The organism is Pedobacter sp. AW31-3R, from assembly GCF_052180285.1.
Lineage (GTDB): Bacteria > Bacteroidota > Bacteroidia > Sphingobacteriales > Sphingobacteriaceae > Pedobacter.
This window is the reverse complement of record NZ_CP197475.1, coordinates 2313454-2335441: the sequence shown is the minus strand read 5'-3', so window position 1 is coordinate 2335441 and position 21988 is coordinate 2313454. Positions and strand designations below refer to the sequence as shown.

The following is a 21988-nucleotide window of genomic DNA, read 5'->3' as shown; positions in this document are numbered from 1 at the left end:
CTTAGCGACTTCGTCTTTGCAACAATTTTTATTTCCATCACCATGCTGATGGTGCTCAGCATGCATGTGATCTATAGAGTTTTGATGATCAGACTCCGCATGTCTATGCGAACTGGCTGCAACGTCATGTTGGTGATGTGCATTATTACCACCCCCAATGACACAAGTAGGGCCTATAACCGCATGTAATAAAAATACGGTCAGCCCCGGTGACTCGATACCGTAAAGATCTTGCCAATAAAAAGATCTTAATAAGTGATTGATATTTGAATTCTTCTTTGAGCAGATTCCCTATTTCAGGAAATCTGCATCTTGGTAGGCGGGATTTCTTCCCATCTATTTTGACGGATCATATCTTTTCATCCAATTGCGGTGGTATAAGCTTGTACATCACCGGAGTCACAATACGAGATAATATCGTAGAACTGATCAGTCCGCCAATCAGTACAATAGCCAGTGGGGCGATCTGCGGATTCGGATTCATGGCAATTGGAATTAGACCACAGATGGCGGTGATCGAGGTAAGTACAACAGGTAGGAACCTGGTTTCACCCGCAATATTTATCGCCTCATCAATGCTTTTACCCTCTTCGCGCAACTGGTTAGTAAAATCAACTAATAGCAATGAGTTTTTTACCTGTATGCCTGATAGACCGATGAAACCAATGATAGAGACAAGGGACATCGGATTCCCGGTAATTAGAAGGAAGATTACCCCGCCCAACACGCCCAATGGAATAATCGACAAGACAATGATGATTCCCTTGAATGTCTTGAACTGCAGTAACAGGACCGCGATGAATAGGAACGTGCTCAAAATAATCACTGAAAGGAAATTTCCACCCAACGCATCACCTTCTGATTCCGCCTCACCAGATAATTTGTAGTTATAGCCTTTTGGCATTTTCATCTTGTTGAGTTCTGGTACAATGTCTTTGAGGATATCGTTCGCCAGCACCCCATCCTTTGTGAGCGAGGTGACCTTGGCAAACCGCGATTTATTAAAATGGTTGATGGCTGTGGGAGAGGTCTCCATGCTGATGGCCGCAATCTGATCGATCTGGATCGGGGCACCCTGGATATTATTCACGTAAAGGTTCTTTAATGCGTTCAGGTTTGAGAATTTGTCCCGTGACATGGTGATCACCACATTTCTCGAATCGCCCATGTCATCAATATAATCGCCAATATTCAGTCCGGCAACGGCCATCCTGACCACCTTGTCAATATCGCTGGTCAGTACGCCCAAGGTCCGTGCCTTCTCCTTATCTATCTTGATCTTAACATCCGATTTATAGGCATTGAGTTCATTATTGATGAAAAAAGTTCCCGGATGTCTGCGCAACAACTCTTCCACTTTGAACGAAAGTGATCTCAGGGTATCCTGGTTCTCTCCAAAAACCCTGACCACGATATTGGCTTCGATCGGCGTGCCCTGTTCGAAATCTTTCACCTCTATTTTTGCATAGGGGAAATCAGTGAATTTGGTTCTGAGGATTTTGATCAGTTCGGTCTTGTCGATTGGACTGGTTTCCTCTTCCAATTGTACGAAGATCTGTGCAAAATCCGGTTTGATGTCCTGCTGGTGCACATTGTAATAGATTTGTGGATTGCCCTTTCCAACGTTTGAAGTATAATAGATGATTTCCTTATGCTTTTTCAGTTCCGTTTCCACCAGCTTTGCGGCCCTGTCGCTTTCCGGGATATTAGCTTGCAAAGGCATTTTAATATTGATCAGGAACATTGGCTTTTCCGAAGTGGGAAAAAGTTTAAATCCTGCCATAGGAAAGAGTAAAAAGGCCAGCACACTGAGTGCAATGGATATACTAATGGTCACCTTTGGCCATTTGAGTGCTAGTGGCATAATACCTTTATATGACCATGTCAAAAAGCCCTGTAATTTTTTCAGGAAATAGTTTCCCTCTCCATGCGTATGGGTTTTTAGGATCTTACTGCCGATAAATGGCACTAGGGTAAGTGCTACGATCATCGAAGCCAGTACACTGGTAATGATGGCCATTGGCAGGCTTCGGATGAATTCCCCGGCCATATCAGGCAAGAAGGCCAGTGGTAAAAAGGCAATTACAAGGGTTGCGGTACAACCGACAACTGCTGCCCCTATCTGTTTGGTACCCTTTAAAATAGCATCCTTTCTGGAATGCCCTTCCCTGAGCCACCTTTCGATATTCTCTACAACGACGATACTATCATCTACTAATAAACCCAATGCGACCACAAGTCCCACAATACTGAGCTGGTTGAGCGAAAAGCCCAACAGGTTCATTGCGATCAGGCCAAGGGCAAGCGAAAGTGGAATGGAGATCATCACGATCAGCGATGGCCTAAAGCCAAGAGGCAGCAAGGTAACTACGACCAATACGATCGCCAGTCCAAAATCAAAGCCAAGATGACCTAACCGTTTGGACACCATATCTGCCTGGTCAAAGTTTTTGACCATTTTAATATTCTCTGGCAAGGTTTCAGAAAACTGTTCCAGTACCGGAGTATACTCTTTCTTCACCTGGCTGATATCCACATTATTCTTCATCGAAGAAGTAACCAATATACAGCGCTGTCCATTAATCCTGGTAATATGGCTAACCGTCCCATCTTTATAGCTCACCCTGGCGACATCCTTTAGATAAATGATTTTGCCGCCAGCATTGTAGATCACCGTATTTGCTACATCCTCAACATTCTTGAACTTGCCACTGGTCTTTACGTTAAAAACCTTGTCGTCCATGTTGATGCTTCCGCCAGGAATATCGGCCGCCTCACTTTGAAGACTGCCCAAGACCACGTTAAAGGGAATTTTGAGTTGTGCAAGTTTATCCAGCTGCATATCGATCCGGATTTCCTGCTCCGGCATTCCAGTGTATTTCACTTCCCTGAGGTTAGTGATCTTTTCCAGCTGGGTCTTCAATTTATCCGCATTGTCCCTCAATGTTTTGGACGAGGCAGTATTGGAAATCAACGCTACCTGGATGATTTTTACATCTGAAGAGGCAATTTTCTCGGTCTTGATCAGATAAATGTCCTTTGGAAGTTCACCATTTTTAAGGGCATTGATCTCTGTTGAGATTTCCTGGTACTTGTTGTCTACGTCAACCCCATATTTGAACTTGATCTGAATGGCGGCTACACCATCTTCAACTGTAGTCAGGATCTTATCAATGTTCTCCAGGCCGTAGATCTTATTTTCTATAGGCTTTACCACCTGTTCTTCCATATCTTTGGGGCTGGTACCGGGGTAGATGACCGTCACCAGGTATTGCGGCGGATGGGTAGTGGGATCTTCCGAGCGGGGCATGGTAAAGAGCGTAAGCAGCCCTACCACTGCAACCAGCATAAATATGATCAGGGTGAACTGATAGTTCTTTACTGCAAAATTTGTAATTTTCATCGGTATATATAGTTTGTTTTTAACGGTGATGAAGCGATCATGATTTTTTTTCCAAATGTTTGATTTGACAAATCATGATGGTGTCATGTCGGCGTTTTTACTTGATAATTTTTACGGTAGACTGTTCGTTGAGATAGGCACTGTTGGAAGTAACGATCTGCTCAATCCCTTCCAGTTTATCTTTGAGGTAAACATTTTTGTTGTCAAACGTCAGGATGGTTACGGGCACTTTTCTAACGCGGTCTGTGCCTTTAGGCGTAAAGATGTAACCACGCTCTCCATCTGCCTCCACCAAGGCGCTAAAAGGAATCACGGTTGCGTTTTGTGTAACATTGGTCTGGATTGTTGCCTTACCGAACATGCCGATTGCAGGCCTTAAGTTACCGAGCTGAAGTTTCAGTTCTACCTGAAAGGATCCTATTGAGGCGTCAGCCGACTGAAGTTTACGCAGCACCTTTGCCTGGAATTGCTGGTCAGGATAGCCGTCAAGGCTCACCATAGCAGACTGCCCTGCCTTGATCCCTGCCCATTCCTGGTCAGTTACTCCAACCTTTAGCAGGTAACCATCGCTATTTTGGGTAGAACTGGTCATCAGTACCGGCATTCCCCCACCAATTACTTCTCCTTCACTGGCCACTTTTTTAGTCACGAAACCGTCCGAGGCAGCATAGATCTTCGCATAGCGCTGGTTAAAGGCGGTTACCTCACTTGTTTTTTTGGCAACATCCAGTGCCGTCTTGGTATTCTGCAGTTGCTCCAGTGTAAAAACGCTGTCTTTATAAAGGTTTACTGCCCTGTTATAGTCCCGCGTGGCCTTATCTACACCCAGGTCTGCCTGGGCCAGACCTGCCGAAATCTCGGTGGCATTTAGGGTAGCCAGCAATTGCCCGTTTTTAAAGAACTGTCCCTCATCTACCAGTATGCTACTGATTACGCCGCCAATCTTAAATGAATAATTAGCTTCATTTTCAGTGCTGACCAGACCTGTGGCCTGAATAGCGCTAGTAATGCCAAATGAGGAAACGGGGGCTACCTTCACCGAGATGATATCTTGCTGGCCCAGGGGATTTGTATTTTTCGGTTTTTCTTTGCAGGCGAACAATAGTGATGTAAGCGCAATAAATGTGAGTTGTGTCTTGTTCATGATCTTTATTGTATGTTGAAACTGGCGTTGGCACGTTCGATGGCGGTAAAGGAGATCCAGGTATCGAATAGGGCAATGTTGGATTGGAGCTGGGCATCTACCCATTGGTTTTGGGCGTCAAGCAACTCTATATAAATGGCCATCCCCTCTTTATAGAGCTTGGTCATGTCATTATAATAGGTCTGGCTAGTCTTCAACTGAAACTGCGCCGCCTGGTACTGTGCAGCAGCACTTTGCAGGTTTGCCCTGCGTACATTCAGTTCGGTAAGCAATTGCTGGGTGACATGATTGGTCTGCGCTGATACCGCCTGCTCGCTGGCAATGGACTGTTTAATCTTATAACTGTTTCGTCCCGAGGAAAACAGGTTCCATTCCAATGAAACCCCAAATAGATAATACCTGCTTTTATCATTAAACTTCCAGTCGAAAGCCTGAGAGCCCAGATCGAGCGATGTGCCAATTTTTGGTATGAGGTAAGATTTAGCAAGGCCGGTCAGGTTTTTATTGATCCCTTTGGCAATTTCGAGCTTCGCCAGTTCCTCACGACCATTTACATCACCCAGTGGCAGGTTATCCTGTGCAGGCAGTGACGGAACATCATCGGTCAGAATAGGATCCGTCAATGGCCTGTTCAATAGGAAATTAAAATAGTAACGGGCAGATTCCTCTGTTTTTTGGGCTGCAGTAAGTGATGCTTTTATTTTAGACACCTCGTTCTGGCTACGAATTACGGCAGTACGATTAATCTTGTTGTTATCAAAGAGTTTACGGTTCACCCTTTCGCCCTCTTCAAGCAGTTTGAGAAAGGATTGGTAAATGCTGATGGCGTTGGTAGCCTTAAGATAATTATAGTAGGCCGTTTTGATTTCCTTCACCAGTTCACGTTTGTACAACAATACTTCTGCCTTCTGCAAGTCTACCTGTTGCGCTTTGATTCTCTTATTATATACCAATTCGGCATTTAGGATAGGAAGACTGGTGCGAAACTTAGCATCGTAGAAATTATCAGGATTGAGCAATATACTCTGGTTCTCCAACTGTGGAAAGGAGTTGCTTCCAGTCAGCTGGTTTAACGTAGCATAGGCAGCATTAAAAAGATCACCCGTTGGAAAATCAATTGTCCGGCCTCCATCTGCCTTGGTGTAGGTGGTAGAAAACGTAACGCTCGGCAGAAACATGCTTTTTGCCTCCTGAAGCGCATACATGTTCTTTTTCAGCAGGAAGTCCTGCTCTTTGATGCTTTGATTTGATGCCAGCCCTTGCGAGATATAGTCGTTTAGGCGGCTTTGGGCACTCAACCCCAATGGGAGTAAGATGACCATAAGCTGTAATACGGTCAGCCGGTAAATAGTAGGCAGATTTCGAATGTAATTAATCATTGTATTAAATTTAAACAGTGTTCAATAATAGGTTAAAAAAAGGGGATCACCCTTTTTCCAGAAGATTAACTAAACAGGTATAACCATTTTCCATGAGTTCTTCATTAGTCCTGTTCGCAAAACCAACAGTCCGGTCCTTACAGAAAAGAGCACAGATTCCATGTATGGCAGAAAGAAACATAAAAGAGAAATAATCGGTGTCCATGTCTTTGAACCTTCCCTGGTCCTGACATTCTTTGATTAGGTTATGCAGGTGGCTGATTGCGCTCTGGGCTATTTGTAAACCGCTTTCCTCTGAATTTTTCAATGGTTCTTCCACCAGGAACATCAGATCATAATAGTCTTTGTTCTCTTGAGCAAACTGGATGAATACCCGACCAGAAGCTTTTAATCGCTCAAATGGATCAATAACCGAATCCAGCACGCGAAGTTGTTTAAGTAATAGGCTAAAGCCTTCCTTGTGGAGTTCCTGGAAGATTTCGCCCTTGTCTTTAAAATGAAAATAAATCACTCCTGCACTATAATTGATCTCGCTGGCGATGTTGCGCATACTGGCCAGCTCGTAGCCATTCTGAAGAAATACCTTTCTGGCACCATTTAATATTCGCTGCCGCATCTCCTGCTTCTCTTTTTGTTTCCGTTCTGTAATGCCCATGGATAATTATGATTTGTAAGATATATCAGACGTAGAAAATATTTCCATTTTAATTCTCATTTCAATTGAGGACACAAATATATTGAACAGTGTTCAAATAAACAAATGTTTTTTAGTTTCTTTAAGGATTTTACTTTTGTGATGGTGAGAATAATGACAACGTGTTCCTCACCTGCATTATGGATTTTTTTTAAAAAATGTTATTCAATCTATTTATTTCCCATTTGAAGTGACCGGTTACCAGCTAGAATTTCTTCATACGAAGGCCATGACCCCTTACTTATTAGGTTGCCCATGATCAAGTCCCGGATTGCCAGAGCCCTCTCCTTTTCAGCGTTAGCTAGTGCTTGTTTTAATTCTGCTTCATTCAATTCAGTACAATAGGCGGGTGTGCCAGGCTGCTGTCTCCAGGATTCAGCGAGGCTTCCAGTATCAACGGTATCAAAACCTGTAAGATCAACCAGCTGAGCGACTAATTTTTTGTGTTTCTGGTTATCTCCAGCTATAGAAATTGCTATTCTTCCTTCCGCACCGGCTGTTTTGCCTTTGTGTTTCAAAGTGTATTCCAGGATATTATTAAACACCTTAACAAGCGGACGATTTAGTATTCCGGAAATATATTCACTTTCGGATATTTGCTCTAATTCGGCAATCTCACCATCCCTAAACGGATAATAGTTTGCGGTATTGCTTTGGTGTCATCCCTACATACTTTCGGAAAAGACGATAAAAGTAATTCGGCGTTTCAAATTTTAATTGATTGCTAATCTCCGCAATTGATAAGCTGGTATAGTTAAGTAAGTTTTTTGCTTCCAGAATAACCCTGTTTAGTATAAACGATTTGGACGTCGCTCCTAAATACTCTTTCGTCATCCTGTTTAAATAATTAGTTGAGATAAAGAGTTTGTCAGCAAAGAACTGAACGTCATGTGATTGTAGATAATATTCATCAACCAACTTTACAAAGGCTTGGATATGCCTGTTGGCCTGTTCTTCTTTTATGAATGTTTCGGTAGCCTTTAAGGTTTCGGCCTCTGCCCGTTCAAGCAATGCCAGGATCAGATAGACCAAAGCACGAAGAACATGTTCACTACTGCTAACACCCAATTGAATTTCATCGTTAATCTGCTCCAAATACGCGACAATGGTTTTAAAGAGCTTTTTGTCAAGCCGGATCAATGGAGAACTACGTCCATGATTCAGATACCTGAACTTATTTAAAAACTGTTTATCATTGAAGAATGAAAACAGAAATTCCTCTTCAAACAGCAGCACATACCCCTGCATTTCGGTCTGTTTCGGCCAGCTCCATATCTCACCGGGAATAGAGCATATTACATCTCCTGAACGGATATTCAGTTCCGTTTGATTGATAAATACGTTTTCATTTCCACTGGATATAAAAGTAATATCATAAAATGTAAGCCTATGAATGGGCTCTTTTTCTATATACTTATTTATCTCAGAAAGTGGAACAATGTCTATCAGTAAAGTTTTACCATATTTTTCATTAATAAAATGATATTGAACTATTGATTTCATGAAGTTGAGATAGATTATTTTAGTATGGGTATTTATACGCTATAACACATATGAGCAGTATAACAATGATAATAAATCGGTGCGCAAAATCCTAATCGATCAGAACTTGGCACCAATAGTGACATTTTTAGCACTATTTGTCTATTACTTACCATTTTCATTGCCTTTATCTTTGTAAGCGACCAGGCATACAACCATTATCGGTTGAGCGTCACATAGACCAGTTTTATTTATAATTAGAAAAAAACTAACATTATGAAGTATTTTATCGAAATTTTTACATCAAAACAAGCTAGGCTTGATCTAAACAAAGAAGAAAGAGCCGCTTACATGACTAACATTAGTGAGTCTTCGACGATTTGACACCACAACAATTTAAACAATCGTATAATTGAATGATTCGCTATCTCCGCGTTATTCTTTAAAGAAGTCGACTTTGAATTCTTGTTGGCCCGGTACACCAGGCAGCTAGTAAGCAAACTAGCTATCAAACCGCCTTTCCAATATTTCGTCCAAGCCGACATTACCAGCTCAGAACTATTTATTTTAACTTTATCAAAAAAACATGTCCAATAATCCTCTAGAAGTCGCTGAAACCTTCTTCACCCATTGGCAAGCCAATCGGGTGGAAGACGCACTCGCCATGCTCTCGCCCGATGTGCTCTATCAAAATTTTCCCACTCCCGACCTCATAGGTAGAGAGGCAGTCCTTAAATTTAATGATGACGCCGGTATCGGTACGACCTTGCGGGCGAACTGGGAAATCGTTCATCTCGCCGCCGTCGGCAATGTCGTGCTCAACGAGCGGATTGATAACTTTCTACATGCTAACGGCACCACCCTCACAGTACCGGTGATGGGGACACTCACCATCGAGGACGGTGCAATCACCGTCTGGCGGGACTATTTCGACTCGGCCAACGCGGCGCAGCAACAGGAGCAGCTCATACGCTCACTCACGTAGCCCGCGCAAGCAATCTGCCAAGATGAGTCAGGGTGGGGAATTTTTATTTATTTCTTTGCAATACTTCCTACAACAAGTTTATAAGATTTCGCCACAAGATCTTTGATTAATTCCAGAGTAACCTTCCCGTTTAAATCAACACTTATCCAGTGTTTTGGGCTTAAGTTAAATGGCTTGTCGATGCCCTCATGTTCTCTAAGCTCATCAATGAGCATAGGATCACATTTTAATGTACAACGGTCAAATTTTTCAAGGTCGAACAAGCGGAACATCTTCTTACCCACATAAAATACAAGAATAGACCTCGAATTCTGAAAGAATCCCCCAAATGGCATGCCTTCCCGGGTATCCGGGAATGACAAACAGAAATCCCTGAACTCTTCAACATTCATAATAAAAAGTGATGCAATTATATTTAAGCAAACTTAGCTAATCCTCAATACCTTTTTGTCTAACTTCATATCTATTATACAAAATAACGGTCGGAATTTACCACGGTAAGATTTCACCTGACTGAGAAAAAGTTCCTGTTGGCCCGTTTTCATCAATCAATGCCATTGCAACACCTGACTTGGCGCCTTCTTCTGGGGTCAACGGCGCCTGATCTGAACCAATTGAGGTCTGCACCCAGCCTGGATTAACCGCATTTACCTTAATTTTGGAATCGCCAAGCGCATTTGCTAGAAAAACAGTGAACTGGTTAAGAGCTGTTTTTGATGCACTATAGGCGTAAGGTTTTAAATCGTATAGCCAATGTGCTTTATCCAAATGTACACCGAAGGAACCCGAAACACTACTAATATTAACAATACGTCCAGCCTCGCTTTTTCTGATGGCAGGTAACAAAGCCTGGGTCAGTTCCACGGTTCCAAAATAATTAATATCAAAAGTGTCGCGAAGGGTCTGCAAGGAAACGGTTTCCGTATTATTGCCAAACCATGCACTGTCTAAAAATACGGCTGCATTGTTGATCAGTATGTCCAATACACCATATTCACCTTCAATGTAGTTTTTAACGTTTTTTATATCTATGGAATCACTGATGTCCAGCCTTATGAAGGTGACATCTAATGATAATCCCCTTAAAACTGCCTCTGCTTTTTTACCTTCAGTTTCATTTCTTGCCCCTAAAAAAACCTTGATGTTCTGCTCGGCAAGTTGTTTCGCTGTTTCAAAACCGATGCCCTTATTGGCTCCAGTCACTAATGCTATCTTTGTCATGTTGAAAATTGTTTTATTTCAATACAAAGGTAGAACAGATAACACAGCCGCTGTTAGCGTAAATAAAACAGATCCTTACTAAAATCAAACTTTCTTGTTCCAGATCTCTGAAAGCACACTATTTCGTAGGTGATTTCTTTAATTGGTAGAGGAGCAGCCATTGCATGCCTCTTAAAGCTTGGGAGCATAAGATCAACAGAAAGTAATAAATCTAATTATTCCCTATGTACTTTCCTGTAATCCGTAGGAGAAACGTTTGCATTCTTTTTGAAAAACAGATTGAAATGTGATGGCTCCGCAAAACCAAGTACAAAAGAAATCTCCGCAATATGCCAATTGGTTAATTTTAACAGGATCTTGGCCTCTTGAACAATCCTTGCCGCTATGATCTCACTTACGGTTCTGCCTTTAGCTAATTTTACCTGACGGTTCAAGTAGTTGGGATGAAGCGACAGACTGTCTGCAAAATCTTTTGGAGTTTTAAACTTGATCACACTTTGGGGGGATTCTAAGGGAAACTGTGATTCTAATAGTCTTATGAAGGAACAGGCAATGAACTCTGTCGTATTATTTGTTTTTACAAAAGAGTCAATCGGCGCGAGTTTTTGTGCGCCGAAAATAATTTCAAGTAAATAAGTGCGTTGCAGGTTACTTTTAAAAGTGCTATTTTCGTGTTGTTCATTAAATATCTTAGCATAGATGTCAATAAAATGTTCTGTTTGGCTATTGGTAAGCGAATAGATGTTCTGCCTGCCTGGTTTATAGATCGGGAATTCAAGTAAACGATAACCACTGTTAGCCTTAGTGACAAACTCTTCTTTAAACACGCAGCTAAATCCGGCGTATCCCAAACCAGTGGCATGTATACCAAAAGGAATTTTGGTAGTGGTAAAAAGTAACGAGTTGCCAGAAATATCAATCTTTCTGTCTTCAAATTCAAGTTGATAATCCCCCTGTAGTAATGTGGCGGTGTAAAATATTTTCCTATTATATTCAAATGAAAGGAGTAGGTTGTGAGCTATGCTAAGATCCAATATATGAAAAGTATCTGCATCATTCTGAACAGTGTTTGATATTTCAGAGAAATGTGCGGGTGCGATGGAAGGTGTCTCATCAGATATTTTCATATACTAAAGTAGGTAAAAAAAATAATAGAATATCTGAATGCAAGTACTTTTAGAAACTATGACTTGATTCTTTATTTCCCATGGTAACACTTTATTTTAATCAGAGTCTTCTAAAATAAATATTTCATCTACAGAGGTATCAAAAACTCTCGCTATTTTCAATGCAAGCACAGTTGAGGGTGCATACAAAATGATCAGAGGAGTTAATATAGGTACAAATACGCTATCATCACTCATCTCAAATCATCGAAAAAGGGTGGTATATTTAGACCCTGCCAAATGTGTTGTTCGATTTGCTTACAAACTATTTGGGAATTGTTAACTCGCAACCTTATTTTTATATATTTAAAACCGGTAATTTTTATTCCTGCTAACAATGCCATACAATGACGGAGCTTGAAAGTTATATTCATCACCATTTCGGTATTAGTCCCGATGACTGTCAAAAAGTAAGCGGATTATTTAGAGCCGAGACACTGGAAAAAGGGGGCTACTTTTTACGAACTGGTAAGTTTTGCAACAAGCTTAGTTTTATAGAAAGCGGCATTATTAGGGTGTATGTTAGCCTTCCCGATAGAGAAGTCACCCAATGGATAGGTACCGCCGGCTATTTCATAACGGATCTCCAAGGTTTTATGTTCCGTAATAAATCGCGATTCAACATCCAAGCACTGACAGATATACGATTATTCACCATTGATTATGAAGGATACCTCACGATGGGAAAACTGGTGCCTAAATGGCATGAGTTTGAAAAATTGTTATTGGGTAAATGTTTTGTGATGATGGAGGATCGCATTTTCGATCTCATTTCTATGACTGCAGAAGAGCGTTATCAAAAACTATTTGAGTCTAACCGGGAACTCTTTAATCAGGTACCCCTGCAATTCCTGGCCTCTATGCTGGGCATGACACCCGAGACATTTAGCCGGATTAGAAGAAAAATGCTTTCTTGATTTTTGTCAAGAGCAAAACTGCTATTTCGCGCTTAAGTTTGATTTAACAAAAATCAGGATCATGTTACAGGAAAAAGCGATGAACATCACCATTCAAATTGAAGAAGCAGCAATAACCGCAGTTTTAATTTATTTTTTATCGAAATACAATCTCGGCTTAACGATTTGGTTGTGGGCGCTACTGTTTTTTAGCCCTGATCTTTCCATGGTAGGCTACCTCATCAATTCTCGGGTTGGCGCCATTACCTACAATTTATTCCATCACCGTGCCATAGCACTGACTCTATTGGCTTCCGGCTTTTTGATACACCTGGACATGTTGATTACTGGCGGACTTCTATTGGCAGCGCATTCATCATTTGACCGTATGCTTGGGTATGGCCTAAAGTTTCCCGATGATTTTAAGCATACCAGCTTGGGCTGGATAGGAAAAGATAAATAAGCCATAAATTATAGGCTGTTGAAAATGGGGCAATAAGGTTCAACCTTACAATTTTAAAGTCGTCTGTTATCTGGCTTCATCCACAAGGTTTTTTTTATTACTTCAAAAGAAATTATTATTTTTCTTTTATAAATAATAACCACATAAATCAAAAAGAATACTACTAAGAATCTGAAAACATCAGGGTATAAATCTCCTAACGAATTCACATCAACATCGAACATCAGCCAATACTGGTTCATTAAACAATGCAAAAATATCGCTGTCCATAAGTTGAATTTCCATTCTGCGTAGATCCAAGAGAACAACACAGATCCAAGAAATGTTATTGAGAATATTCCGATAAGCTCAACGAAATCTGTGCTTTGATACAAGTGCGCGATTGCGAATAGTAATGACCCTAAAAAACTGAAGGCAGAAATCCAAGTCGTGTGAACCTGTAAAATTGCCCAAAAAGAAATCCTATGTAAATAATCTCTTCAAAAAATACTAAAAGAAGGCATGGTTAAGAACCAATTTCTCTCAGATCTGGCGACGGCAGCAAATATAGGAGAGTTTCTTGAAAATTTGAAAAAGACACATTTGGGGTTAAAATAAGAAGGTTTTATCAAATTAGCTGTCGATTATTAGCATAAAGTTCGTTTCCCATATGGTATTATCGCAAGGGTAGCAGATCCCATATGGGATCTGCTTTTTTAAGAACATAATGGATAGTTTTACGAATCTATTGATTTGGGACTTTTTGTTTTGCAAGATCAATCATTGTGGAGAGATCATTGATCAGCTTCTCATCACTTCCCGAATAACCGACCTCCTTGAAAACTATTCCCCCATCCGGGCCGATTATAAATTTTGTGGGCAGTCCATCTACTTTGTAAGCAGTTACAACATCATAGTCTGGTTTCACTTTGGTATCCAGCAGAACGTTAAAATTAAACTTGTTGGCTTTTAGATAATCTGCAATCTGTTTTTTACGCGAAGATTGGCTTAACGACTCCTGTGTGTTGATAAACAAAAAAACAACGTTTTTATCTGAGCTATAGGTGTCCATCACTCTTTGCATGGCCGGAAAACCTTTTTTACAGTAGTAACACCACGTTGCCCAAAAATCAAGAATCACTGTCTTTCCTTTCAATTCAGATAATTTAACTGTATTACCATTCATGTTAAGCAATGAAAAATCTGGAGCGGGCATGGATATTTTTTCCATGATTAACTTTTCCTTGGTCGCAGCAAGCAATTGACTACGCAGGCCATCATAATAGGATGCAAAACCTTCACCGGAAGGATGAAGCTTTTTAAATAAACCGGCAACGATACCCGGAAGTTCATCATCGTTGAGTTTTCCTGCGCGGTAGTGTGCTTCAATTGCAGACAGCGCAACTTCAGGCTCGGCCGTACGGGACAATAGTTTTAAGTATAGTTCCTTCACATTATCCCCCATAATATAACTGGCTTTAACCGCATACGGCATACCTGATGAATCATGATTATTCCTGTAAGCAAGCTCTGCATATAAGGATGCCATGTTCCCATATGTTCTGATCTTCTCGTTATTTATAAGGGTACTATCGGGTTTGCCATTTTTGTAAGCCCTTCTATACGTTCCTTTTGAACGTTCCTCCTCATTTTTTAAAAAGACGTTATCCGGTTTTCCATCTTTTGGCAGAACTGAGCTATTTGCCTTTTCGTATTGTTGTACAGCTCTCAGCGCAAGGCGTTCAGCCACTTGAAAGTCGCCTCTACTGCTAAGATCAAAAGCAGTGCCATAGTCCAGATCCGTCGATGCGGTCATACTCAGTTTAGCGCGATAAATCTCGTACTGGTCCCATTTCTTTTCTTCAGCCATCCGCTGTGCAATGTTTCCATAAAGTGCATCCGAGCTATAACGAGGTTCATTGATTGCATTGGGATACCTTGTCAAAAACTGATTGAGATAAACAGGAACTGAATCCAGATTCTTGGTTTTGAAGGTTTTTTCAAAACGTTCTGTTTTTAGCTGCTCTTGTGTTTCAGTGGCTTTACGAAAACTTTTTTTATTCTGTGCAAGCGTCATGAATGGTTGATATGCAATGACTATACATAGTGTTGCTATTTTAAAAATATTTTGTAGGTGTTTCATCTTTTAATTTGTTATTCTAGTGTTATTAATACCCAGGGTTTTGAGCGAGCTTGTTATCTAATAATATTTCTGACTGGGGTATGGGATAGAGTTGCCCGTTGACGCTCCAATTCGGTTTTTCCGGACTCAGAATTGCATTAGCCTTCCCTGTCCGTTTCAAATCAAACCAGCGATGTCCCCATTCTGCGAAAAGCTCTGTCCTTCGTTCCTGTTCAACTGCAATCAATACAGCAGGCTTGGACAGTGCTGAGGATAAAGCGGGTAAAGGGTTTGGAACACTCGCCGTTGCCTCGGCACGGGAACGGTCACGAAGGAGGTTAAGGTCTTCCAACGCACCACTCAGGTTATCATTCTGCGCCCGGGCTTCCGCACGGGTAAGGTAAGTTTCTGCGAGACGTAAAATGGTATAGTATTCACCATAGCCTCCTGACGCACTCAAAATCTTATATTTAAAAGGGTAATAGTACGTTGTACCAAGATAATCTCTTCTTTGCATCCAGTGATCTTTACGTTTATCACCTTCCTCAAAGGCATTGATCAGCTTATCGCTGAAATAATAATCCGGTGGCCCAGTGCTACTCCCGGGAATAAAGACATTGGCTTCAAAGGTGACATAACCGACACCAGTTGTAGGAGCCAGCTGCCAGATTGCCTCTGTACTATTGGCTAAGAAAACATCGTCAAGATCCGGCAGAGGACCATAAACACCAGATTCGATCACCTGGCTGGCCGCAGCTTCAGCATTTTTATAATCTTTTGTGTACAGATAAACACGTGCCAGTAAGGCAAGTGCGGCAAACTTGTTAGGCCTTACCTTCTCTGCTGTAGGGTAAGCCGCTGAAGTTTCAGTTGCAGCTTCTGTCAGGTCTTTTATCACCTGTGAATACACTTCTCCCTGAGATGAACGGGAAATCGTCTGTGTAGCCTTCCAGTCATTGGTCAGCACCAGAGGTACATCACCATACAGGTTCAACAGGTAGAAATAAATCAGTGCCCGGGATATTTTGGCTTCACCAAGAAGCTGCGATTTGAGCGCCGGCGGTAGGGTGGTCGATTGCGTTAAACCGGTGATTACACTGTTGGCCTGGCCGATCATTTTATAACTACTGTTCCAGATATTGGAAACAATGGCGTTTAATGGATTAAGCCGGTTAGCTGCAAACTGTTCCACATCCGGATTGGCGTTAAAGTTAACTAACTCATCGGCAGACAGCCCTGGATAAAGGGTAGCGGCGTAGCCCGCGGGCGACTCTGAGAGGCTTTTCATTTGGTCATAAATACCGGTAACCGCGGCAGTGGCGCTTTCGCTGGTCTTAAATGCCTCTGAAGCCACAAGTGCAGTTTTAGGTGGGTCTACCTCTAAAAACTTGCTACACCCCATGCATTGCACAACTATAGCTAATGCCAATAACTTAAAAAAGTATTTTGCTTTCATGTTCTGTAATTAATGGGTTAGAAAATAAACTGAATTCTGGCCGTTAAAAAGCGCCTTGATGGAAGTGCCAATTGCAAACCTGGATTGGAAGGATCTGTACCTTTGTATCTGGTGAAGGTCAGCAGGTTTTGCCCTTGCATAGAAATTGTGGTGCTTGGCATATGCTGACTTCGCCAAAATGTAGATGGAAGGCGATAGGAAAGCGAAACATTCTGTAATCTGATATACGAAGCATCAACCCAAAGCGCATCAGATTGACCATAATTAATGATATCCTCACTATAAGTCGTAAATCTGGCGTACTTTTTATCATCACCCGGCATTTGCCAGTGGTTATTTATCAGTGCTGTTGACTGATTGGCTTGAAGTGCTCCGGGTACGAAATTATAAATGTTCTCAAATCCTTTTTGCTTGGTAAAGATGAAGAAGAAACTCAGGGACAGATTTCCAAATTGCAGGTTATTGTCTATTCCTCCGGTAAAAGAAGGGTCATTATTGTAAAACGACTGATCATCAATTGGATCAAGTGTGCCATTTTGGTTTTTATCCTCAAATGTATAGGTACCTGTTTCCTTATCCAGGCCAGTATAATGGTAAAGTGCCGTACGGGATATCGATTGGCCTATCGTAAACTGACTAGCATAAGTGGAATTTTCGAGTCCTGGAAAAGCGAGTAATTTATTCCTGTTGATACTGAGGTTTGCCGAAGTACTCCAGCTGATCTTATTGGTCTGGATGTTTTTAGTGGTCAATTGAAATTCAAATCCTTTATTCTGCACAAGCGCAGGCAGGTTAGCAATGACAGAGCTAAAGCCAGTTAAGGCAGGCAACTGATAATAAACCAGTTGGTTGCCAGTACGGTTGCGGAAATAGGTTGAAGTCAACAATAAACGGTCGTTAAAAAAGCCAAGATTCAGCGATACGTTTAATTTTTTGTTTACGGTCCATTTATAATCTGGATTATCCGCGTTGTTTAAAAGCAGTACCGGGTTTCCGTCATAGGGAGCGTATCCGGATGTATACGTTGACAGGTAAGCGTAATCACCAATCTGGTCGCCCCCGGTGGTACCATATGAACCTGTTAATTTACCGAAGCTGAGAAATGGAAGTGCATCTATCACTAATCTTTCCTCACTGAATAGCCAGGCGGCACCAACAGAACCAAAATTCCCGAACTGATTGCCCGGACCAAAACGGCTTGAACCATCCCGGCGCAGGTTGATATTGACAATGTATTTATCTAAGAAACTGTAATTGACACGGGCATAGAGTGACTGGATCTTAGTTTGCGTATAATTGCTTCCGGCAAGGAAAAACTCAGATGCAGCAGCCCGGTCTTCCAGTTGTTTGTCATTGGTAAATCCCCCCAGCGAGATCCGGTTGCCATCAGCTATACTTTCCTGATAGGTGGCCCCGATCATTGTTTCCAGATTACTGTTTTTTAGCGGGAGCATCCACTTGACCGTTGGCTCCAGCACCCAGGTCTTGTAATTATTCTGGCCAAAGGTGGATTCCCGTCGTATGATTCCCTCTGGATCTTGTGCTGTCCCAGGATTGAGCTGTGTCTGATCCTGATTAGTTAGATTGTAGCCTCCAGAAACATTGAAATGCAAATTTGTCAAAATGCTGTAGTCAACTACGAGGCTGCTTGAAAAATTATTTGTATTGGCCTTGTAAGGCTTTTCTAAAGATGTAAAAGCACGTGGGTAGTCTGCAGGCCTCCAGCCTCCATAATTCAAATTACCCGCAGCATTGTAAATATCAGGCGCATTAGGTGCCTGTAAAATAGAAGAGGTAATATCAGAAGCGGGTAAATTGCTAAAAGTGTTGGCATAATTTAAAATGAGATTAGTCTTGAGTTTCCCATTAAGATCTGAATGACCAATATTCAATAAACTACTCACACGCCGTTCGGAAAAATTACCCGGAAAAGGCGGCGTCTCCTGATGATACCCAGTATTCAGCCTGAAAGTGGTTTTTTCATCACCACCGGAAAAACCTATTTGGGCATCAGTCGTTTTTGCGGTTTCCAGCAGTTGTTTTTGCCAGTTTACATTCCGGGTTGTATCCCAAACCACCAGGTCATAAGCATTTTGATCATCAGGTACAAGACCATCGTTCTTTAAGGCCTCCCGGCGCATCGCCAGATATTGCGGTGTACTCATCAGGTCTAGTTTTTTAGTTTGCTGACTGTATCCGGTATATACATTTACATCGATCTGCGTTTTCCCAGGTTTCGCTTTTTTGGTCGTAATCAAAATAACGCCATTTGCCCCTCTTGAACCATAAAGTGCTGTCGCATCGGCATCTTTTAAAACAGAAATGCTTTCGATGTCCGAAGGATTTAAATACAATAACGGATTTTGCCCCTGTACCGGCCCTGCGATTCCGTTCTGATTTAGTCCGCCACCATTCGGATCGCCGCTACCTGCGGTCAACGAAACGCCGTCTACAACATATAGCGGATCGCTAACAGCATTACCACCGTTGATTGGGATGCTGTTATTTCCCCGAATCTTGATACTATAATTGCCTGAAAAAAAACCGCTAGAAGGTTTGACCACCAGTCCCGCCACACGACCTTGTAGTACCTGCAATACATCTGAAGCTGGCTGTCGGGCAATATCCTGGGAAGTAACCGTCGATACCTCACCGGTGCTTTTACGGGATGTTGTTGTTCCATAGGCAATTACTTTTACTTCGTCGAGCGGAGATTTATCAGCGCTCAGCCTGATCTCTTTAAGTCCAACTGCAACTTTCACTTCAGTTTTCCGGTAACCAACATAGGAAATATCCAGTAACGTTCCTATTTCGATATCTTCAATGTAAAATATTCCTTCTTGATTAGTGGTTGCCGCCCGCAAATTTCCCTTTGCCCTAACTGTGGCATTTTCCAGCGGTTCCCCTTCATCATTCAGTACCTTCCCGCGAAGGTTGATGGTCTCAGGCTTGCCGATGATTTTTACGGGACTTTCGATTTGGGATTCACTAAAGACAATGATCACTTTGTTATTGACCTTATAGGTAAATGGCTGAGATTCAAAGCATATTTTAAGCACTTCCGCAATTCTTGCATTTTTGACCTGTATAGATACTTTTTTTGCTTCTTTTAATAATTCTTTTGGTAAGACAAAATCATACCCTGTTTGTTTACGGATCTCTTTGAAGACCTCAGTAAGGTTGGCATTTTTTTTTGACATGCTGATATTTTGCCCATTGACAGTAAATGCCAACTGCAGCAAAGCAAGCGTTAATAAGACACAGGTAAAATTACCTCGCATAAACCACCCGTTAAATTTAGGATTGTTATCCGCTTTCTGCCGCAATGAATTCATGATGGTTTGCCGGACACAGCTAGTTAGACCATGCCCTATTGTATAGTAAAATTTATACATTTGTTAACTGGTTAGTAGTTGAAAATTTGTGTTTAGTCGCATGAGTATTCGCTTAACCAAATGTTATCGGGGGCGCTTCCAACGCCTCCGGTTCTTTCTCAGAAAAGCATCGTTTTGTAAAAACTAAGGCATCACTATGATCCTCCTTCCTTCAATCTTAAAGTGGACACGGTTTGTTAGTTCAAGAGCTTTTAAAATTTCACTGATGTCCTTTGATTTGGAAAAAGTCCCCACAAATTCCTTTGCTGAAACCTTACCCTGGTAAACTACCTCTACATCATACCAGCGGGAAATTTGCCGCATGATTGTTGTAATATCATCGTTAAAGATAAAATCCCCATCTTTCCAGGCCAACGCAGATTCAGTATCCACAATGGATATCTCGATACCACCTTTACTCAATTCAGCCTGCTGACCCGGCACAAGCTTTTTACTACTGAACGTACCTGACAAAGGTCTGATCTCTACGCTGCCTTCTACCAATGTAGTTTTCATGATGTCTTCATCAGGGTAGCAATTGATATTGAAGTGCGTTCCAAGTACTTTCACTTCCTGATTGCCGCTTTTGACTATAAATGGATACTTTTTGTCTTTAGCTACCTGAAAATAACCCTCGCCGCTGAGCTCAACAGTCCTGTTTATCAGTCCTGCAAATCTTGAAGGGAATTTAAGCATACTGGCTGCGTTCAGGACTACTTTAGTACCATCAGATAATTCAATGTTATATTGACCGCCCCGTGGGGTACTTATTGTCGTAATATCAGAACCTTTCGAATTGATATTCTCTATGGGTGTGCCATCATCGTAAGTTAATTCTGATGTTTTAATAACTACCCCCGATTTAGCATCACTTAAGTTTATCCTTTTTCCATTAGCCAATGTCAGCACAACTGTATTTTTTTCAGCAGGAATCTTATTAGCGTAAACTGACATATTATTTTTATCAACCTCTTCCTTTTTCAAGGTGAAAAAGTACAGGCCAGCCCCGGTTGTTATCAACAAAACAGCCGCTATAGCAATCTTAGGCCAGAAACTGTAGGTTGTAACATAGGAGTCATGTGCTTGCTTCAGTCTACTCCACATATTTACTTTCATTTCACTGTAACGTTTCTCAGAGATCTCCTTCATATCGCCAGGAATTTCTTTATTATAAGCACGTTTAATGATTCCCAGTTCTTCGGGCGTACAATTACCAGCCAAGTACTTTTCAAATAACTGTTCCGCTTCCTTTTTATTCATAACTAATCAAATTTTAGGATGATTATATAGTTATGAAGATTGAAAACAGATTTTGTGTAATATTAAAATGAAATATTTGTTAACAAAAGAACCAATATCCTTTTTTGATGCTGTTACGCAAGATTTTTAGCGAGTTACTAATTTGCTTTTTTACAGTATTTTCCGAAAGGTTCAGCTCTTTGGATATTTCCTGATAAGAATATTCATGAATTCTACTCAATTCAAATACGGTTCGCATTTTTGGCGGCAGTTTGTTTAATCCCTCTTCAATTTTTCTTGTAAATTCCTTTTCTGCAATTGCATCATCAGTACTTGTAACTCCACTTTCAATCTCAGTTTGTAGTGTCGATAAAAAACGGTCTTCAATTTTATCACGTTTCATCTGATCTAAAATCCGGTACCTGACAGACGAATATAAAAATGATGACAAGGAGGTGTGGATATTCAAGGTCAGGTGCTTTTCCCATAGCATTTGAAAAACATCCTGAACAACATCCTGAGCTATATCTTCATCTTGCAGCATTCTGATTGCATGCGATAAAAGCAGTGACCAATACCGATCATAAATTTCAACGAATGCAGTTTTTTTGCCTTCCTTTAAAGAAAGGATCAATTCCTTATCTGATGATTTATGTGTCTCTGCGTTGAATATTTTTGCCACCGTTAAAATTACAGAATAATATTGGCCAATGTTACTGAATTATCCTTAATTGATGTCGTTTAATATTTATGTTTTTCTTGATCATTGGAAGGTATAGTCTCCTCTTTCAACTCCTATCTCGGCTGCAGGCTTTTTTCACCTGGCCAATCATCCGGGGACTATTTATCTTTTAGCTATAATTTATTCAGGCAAGTAGCGCAACAAAAAAATTAAGATGTATTTGGAAAGTCTTAAAAAACGAAGAAATTTAGAATTAATTTATCCTAATTAGAAGGTTATTTTTGCAACTTATTGCTTAACAGT

General features: G+C 41.1%; 19 protein-coding genes. 4 read left to right on the top strand and 15 right to left on the bottom strand.

All coding sequences use genetic code 11. The features are described from left to right. Window positions 1-349 precede the first annotated feature (349 nt). The 6 genes from ACSBL2_RS09535 to ACSBL2_RS09510 all read right to left on the bottom strand — a co-directional run bounded on the left by ACSBL2_RS09535 (window position 350) and on the right by ACSBL2_RS09510 (window position 8123). Window positions 350-3403: an efflux RND transporter permease subunit gene (locus ACSBL2_RS09535; protein ID WP_442591458.1), complete on the bottom strand. Its 3054-nt coding sequence runs from the start codon at window positions 3401-3403 to the stop codon at window positions 350-352. 97 nt (window positions 3404-3500) lie between these two features. Then, window positions 3501-4547: an efflux RND transporter periplasmic adaptor subunit gene (locus tag ACSBL2_RS09530; RefSeq protein ID WP_442591457.1), complete on the bottom strand. Its 1047-nt coding sequence runs from the start codon at window positions 4545-4547 to the stop codon at window positions 3501-3503. Between the two features lie 5 nt (window positions 4548-4552). Beyond that, window positions 4553-5926: a TolC family protein gene (locus ACSBL2_RS09525; protein WP_442591456.1), complete on the bottom strand. Its 1374-nt coding sequence runs from the start codon at window positions 5924-5926 to the stop codon at window positions 4553-4555. 46 nt (window positions 5927-5972) lie between these two features. After that, window positions 5973-6581 carry a TetR/AcrR family transcriptional regulator gene (locus ACSBL2_RS09520; RefSeq protein ID WP_442591455.1) on the bottom strand — a complete coding sequence of 203 codons (609 nt, stop codon included), beginning with the start codon at window positions 6579-6581 and terminating at the stop codon, window positions 5973-5975. Between the two features lie 209 nt (window positions 6582-6790). After that, window positions 6791-7165 carry a hypothetical protein gene (locus tag ACSBL2_RS09515; RefSeq protein ID WP_442591454.1) on the bottom strand — a complete coding sequence of 125 codons (375 nt, stop codon included), beginning with the start codon at window positions 7163-7165 and terminating at the stop codon, window positions 6791-6793. Between the two features lie 79 nt (window positions 7166-7244). After that, window positions 7245-8123, bottom strand: coding sequence for a helix-turn-helix domain-containing protein (locus ACSBL2_RS09510; protein ID WP_442591453.1), 879 nt, complete (start codon window positions 8121-8123; stop codon window positions 7245-7247). Between the two features lie 255 nt (window positions 8124-8378). Between ACSBL2_RS09510 and ACSBL2_RS09505 the strand changes: the two genes are divergently transcribed. Then, a complete protein-coding gene (locus ACSBL2_RS09505) occupies window positions 8379-8486 on the top strand; it encodes a DUF6616 family protein (protein ID WP_442591452.1) in 108 nt (35 codons plus the stop codon). 202 nt (window positions 8487-8688) lie between these two features. Next, window positions 8689-9087 (top strand): limonene-1,2-epoxide hydrolase family protein, encoded by a 399-nt coding sequence (locus ACSBL2_RS09500; protein ID WP_442591451.1) that lies wholly within the window; start codon window positions 8689-8691, stop codon window positions 9085-9087. A 47-nt stretch (window positions 9088-9134) separates the two neighbouring features. Here ACSBL2_RS09500 and ACSBL2_RS09495 read toward each other — a convergent pair whose 3' ends face one another. The 3 genes from ACSBL2_RS09495 to ACSBL2_RS09485 form a co-directional block, all read right to left on the bottom strand. Further along, on the bottom strand, window positions 9135-9479 hold the full coding sequence (locus tag ACSBL2_RS09495; RefSeq protein ID WP_442591450.1) for an MmcQ/YjbR family DNA-binding protein: 345 nt from the start codon (window positions 9477-9479) through the stop codon (window positions 9135-9137). Window positions 9480-9576: 97 nt separating this feature from the next. Next, a complete protein-coding gene (locus ACSBL2_RS09490; protein ID WP_442591449.1) occupies window positions 9577-10308 on the bottom strand; it encodes an SDR family oxidoreductase in 732 nt (243 codons plus the stop codon). A 215-nt stretch (window positions 10309-10523) separates the two neighbouring features. Beyond that, complete coding sequence (locus ACSBL2_RS09485; RefSeq protein ID WP_442591448.1) at window positions 10524-11435, bottom strand: helix-turn-helix domain-containing protein; 912 nt, start codon at window positions 11433-11435, stop codon at window positions 10524-10526. Between the two features lie 386 nt (window positions 11436-11821). Here ACSBL2_RS09485 and ACSBL2_RS09480 point away from each other — a divergent pair, with 386 nt between their 5' ends. Beyond that, window positions 11822-12391 (top strand): Crp/Fnr family transcriptional regulator, encoded by a 570-nt coding sequence (locus tag ACSBL2_RS09480; protein ID WP_442591447.1) that lies wholly within the window; start codon window positions 11822-11824, stop codon window positions 12389-12391. A 61-nt stretch (window positions 12392-12452) separates the two neighbouring features. After that, entirely contained in the window at window positions 12453-12833 is a 381-nt protein-coding gene (locus ACSBL2_RS09475) for a DUF4260 domain-containing protein (protein ID WP_442591446.1), read from the top strand. 53 nt (window positions 12834-12886) lie between these two features. Here the strand turns inward: ACSBL2_RS09475 and ACSBL2_RS09470 are convergent, their stop codons facing one another. The 6 genes from ACSBL2_RS09470 to ACSBL2_RS09445 form a co-directional block, all read right to left on the bottom strand. Next, on the bottom strand, window positions 12887-13255 hold the full coding sequence (locus tag ACSBL2_RS09470) for a CPBP family glutamic-type intramembrane protease (protein ID WP_442592231.1): 369 nt from the start codon (window positions 13253-13255) through the stop codon (window positions 12887-12889). Window positions 13256-13557: 302 nt separating this feature from the next. Next, complete coding sequence (locus ACSBL2_RS09465) at window positions 13558-14955, bottom strand: TlpA family protein disulfide reductase (RefSeq protein WP_442591445.1); 1398 nt, start codon at window positions 14953-14955, stop codon at window positions 13558-13560. A 25-nt stretch (window positions 14956-14980) separates the two neighbouring features. Beyond that, on the bottom strand, window positions 14981-16390 hold the full coding sequence (locus ACSBL2_RS09460) for a RagB/SusD family nutrient uptake outer membrane protein (RefSeq protein WP_442591444.1): 1410 nt from the start codon (window positions 16388-16390) through the stop codon (window positions 14981-14983). Window positions 16391-16407: 17 nt separating this feature from the next. Continuing rightward, window positions 16408-19590 carry a SusC/RagA family TonB-linked outer membrane protein gene (locus ACSBL2_RS09455; RefSeq protein ID WP_442591443.1) on the bottom strand — a complete coding sequence of 1061 codons (3183 nt, stop codon included), beginning with the start codon at window positions 19588-19590 and terminating at the stop codon, window positions 16408-16410. Between the two features lie 318 nt (window positions 19591-19908). Then, complete coding sequence (locus ACSBL2_RS09450) at window positions 19909-21024, bottom strand: FecR family protein (protein WP_442591442.1); 1116 nt, start codon at window positions 21022-21024, stop codon at window positions 19909-19911. Window positions 21025-21103: 79 nt separating this feature from the next. Next, complete coding sequence (locus ACSBL2_RS09445; RefSeq protein ID WP_442591441.1) at window positions 21104-21685, bottom strand: RNA polymerase sigma factor; 582 nt, start codon at window positions 21683-21685, stop codon at window positions 21104-21106. Between the last annotated feature and the right edge of the window lie 303 nt (window positions 21686-21988).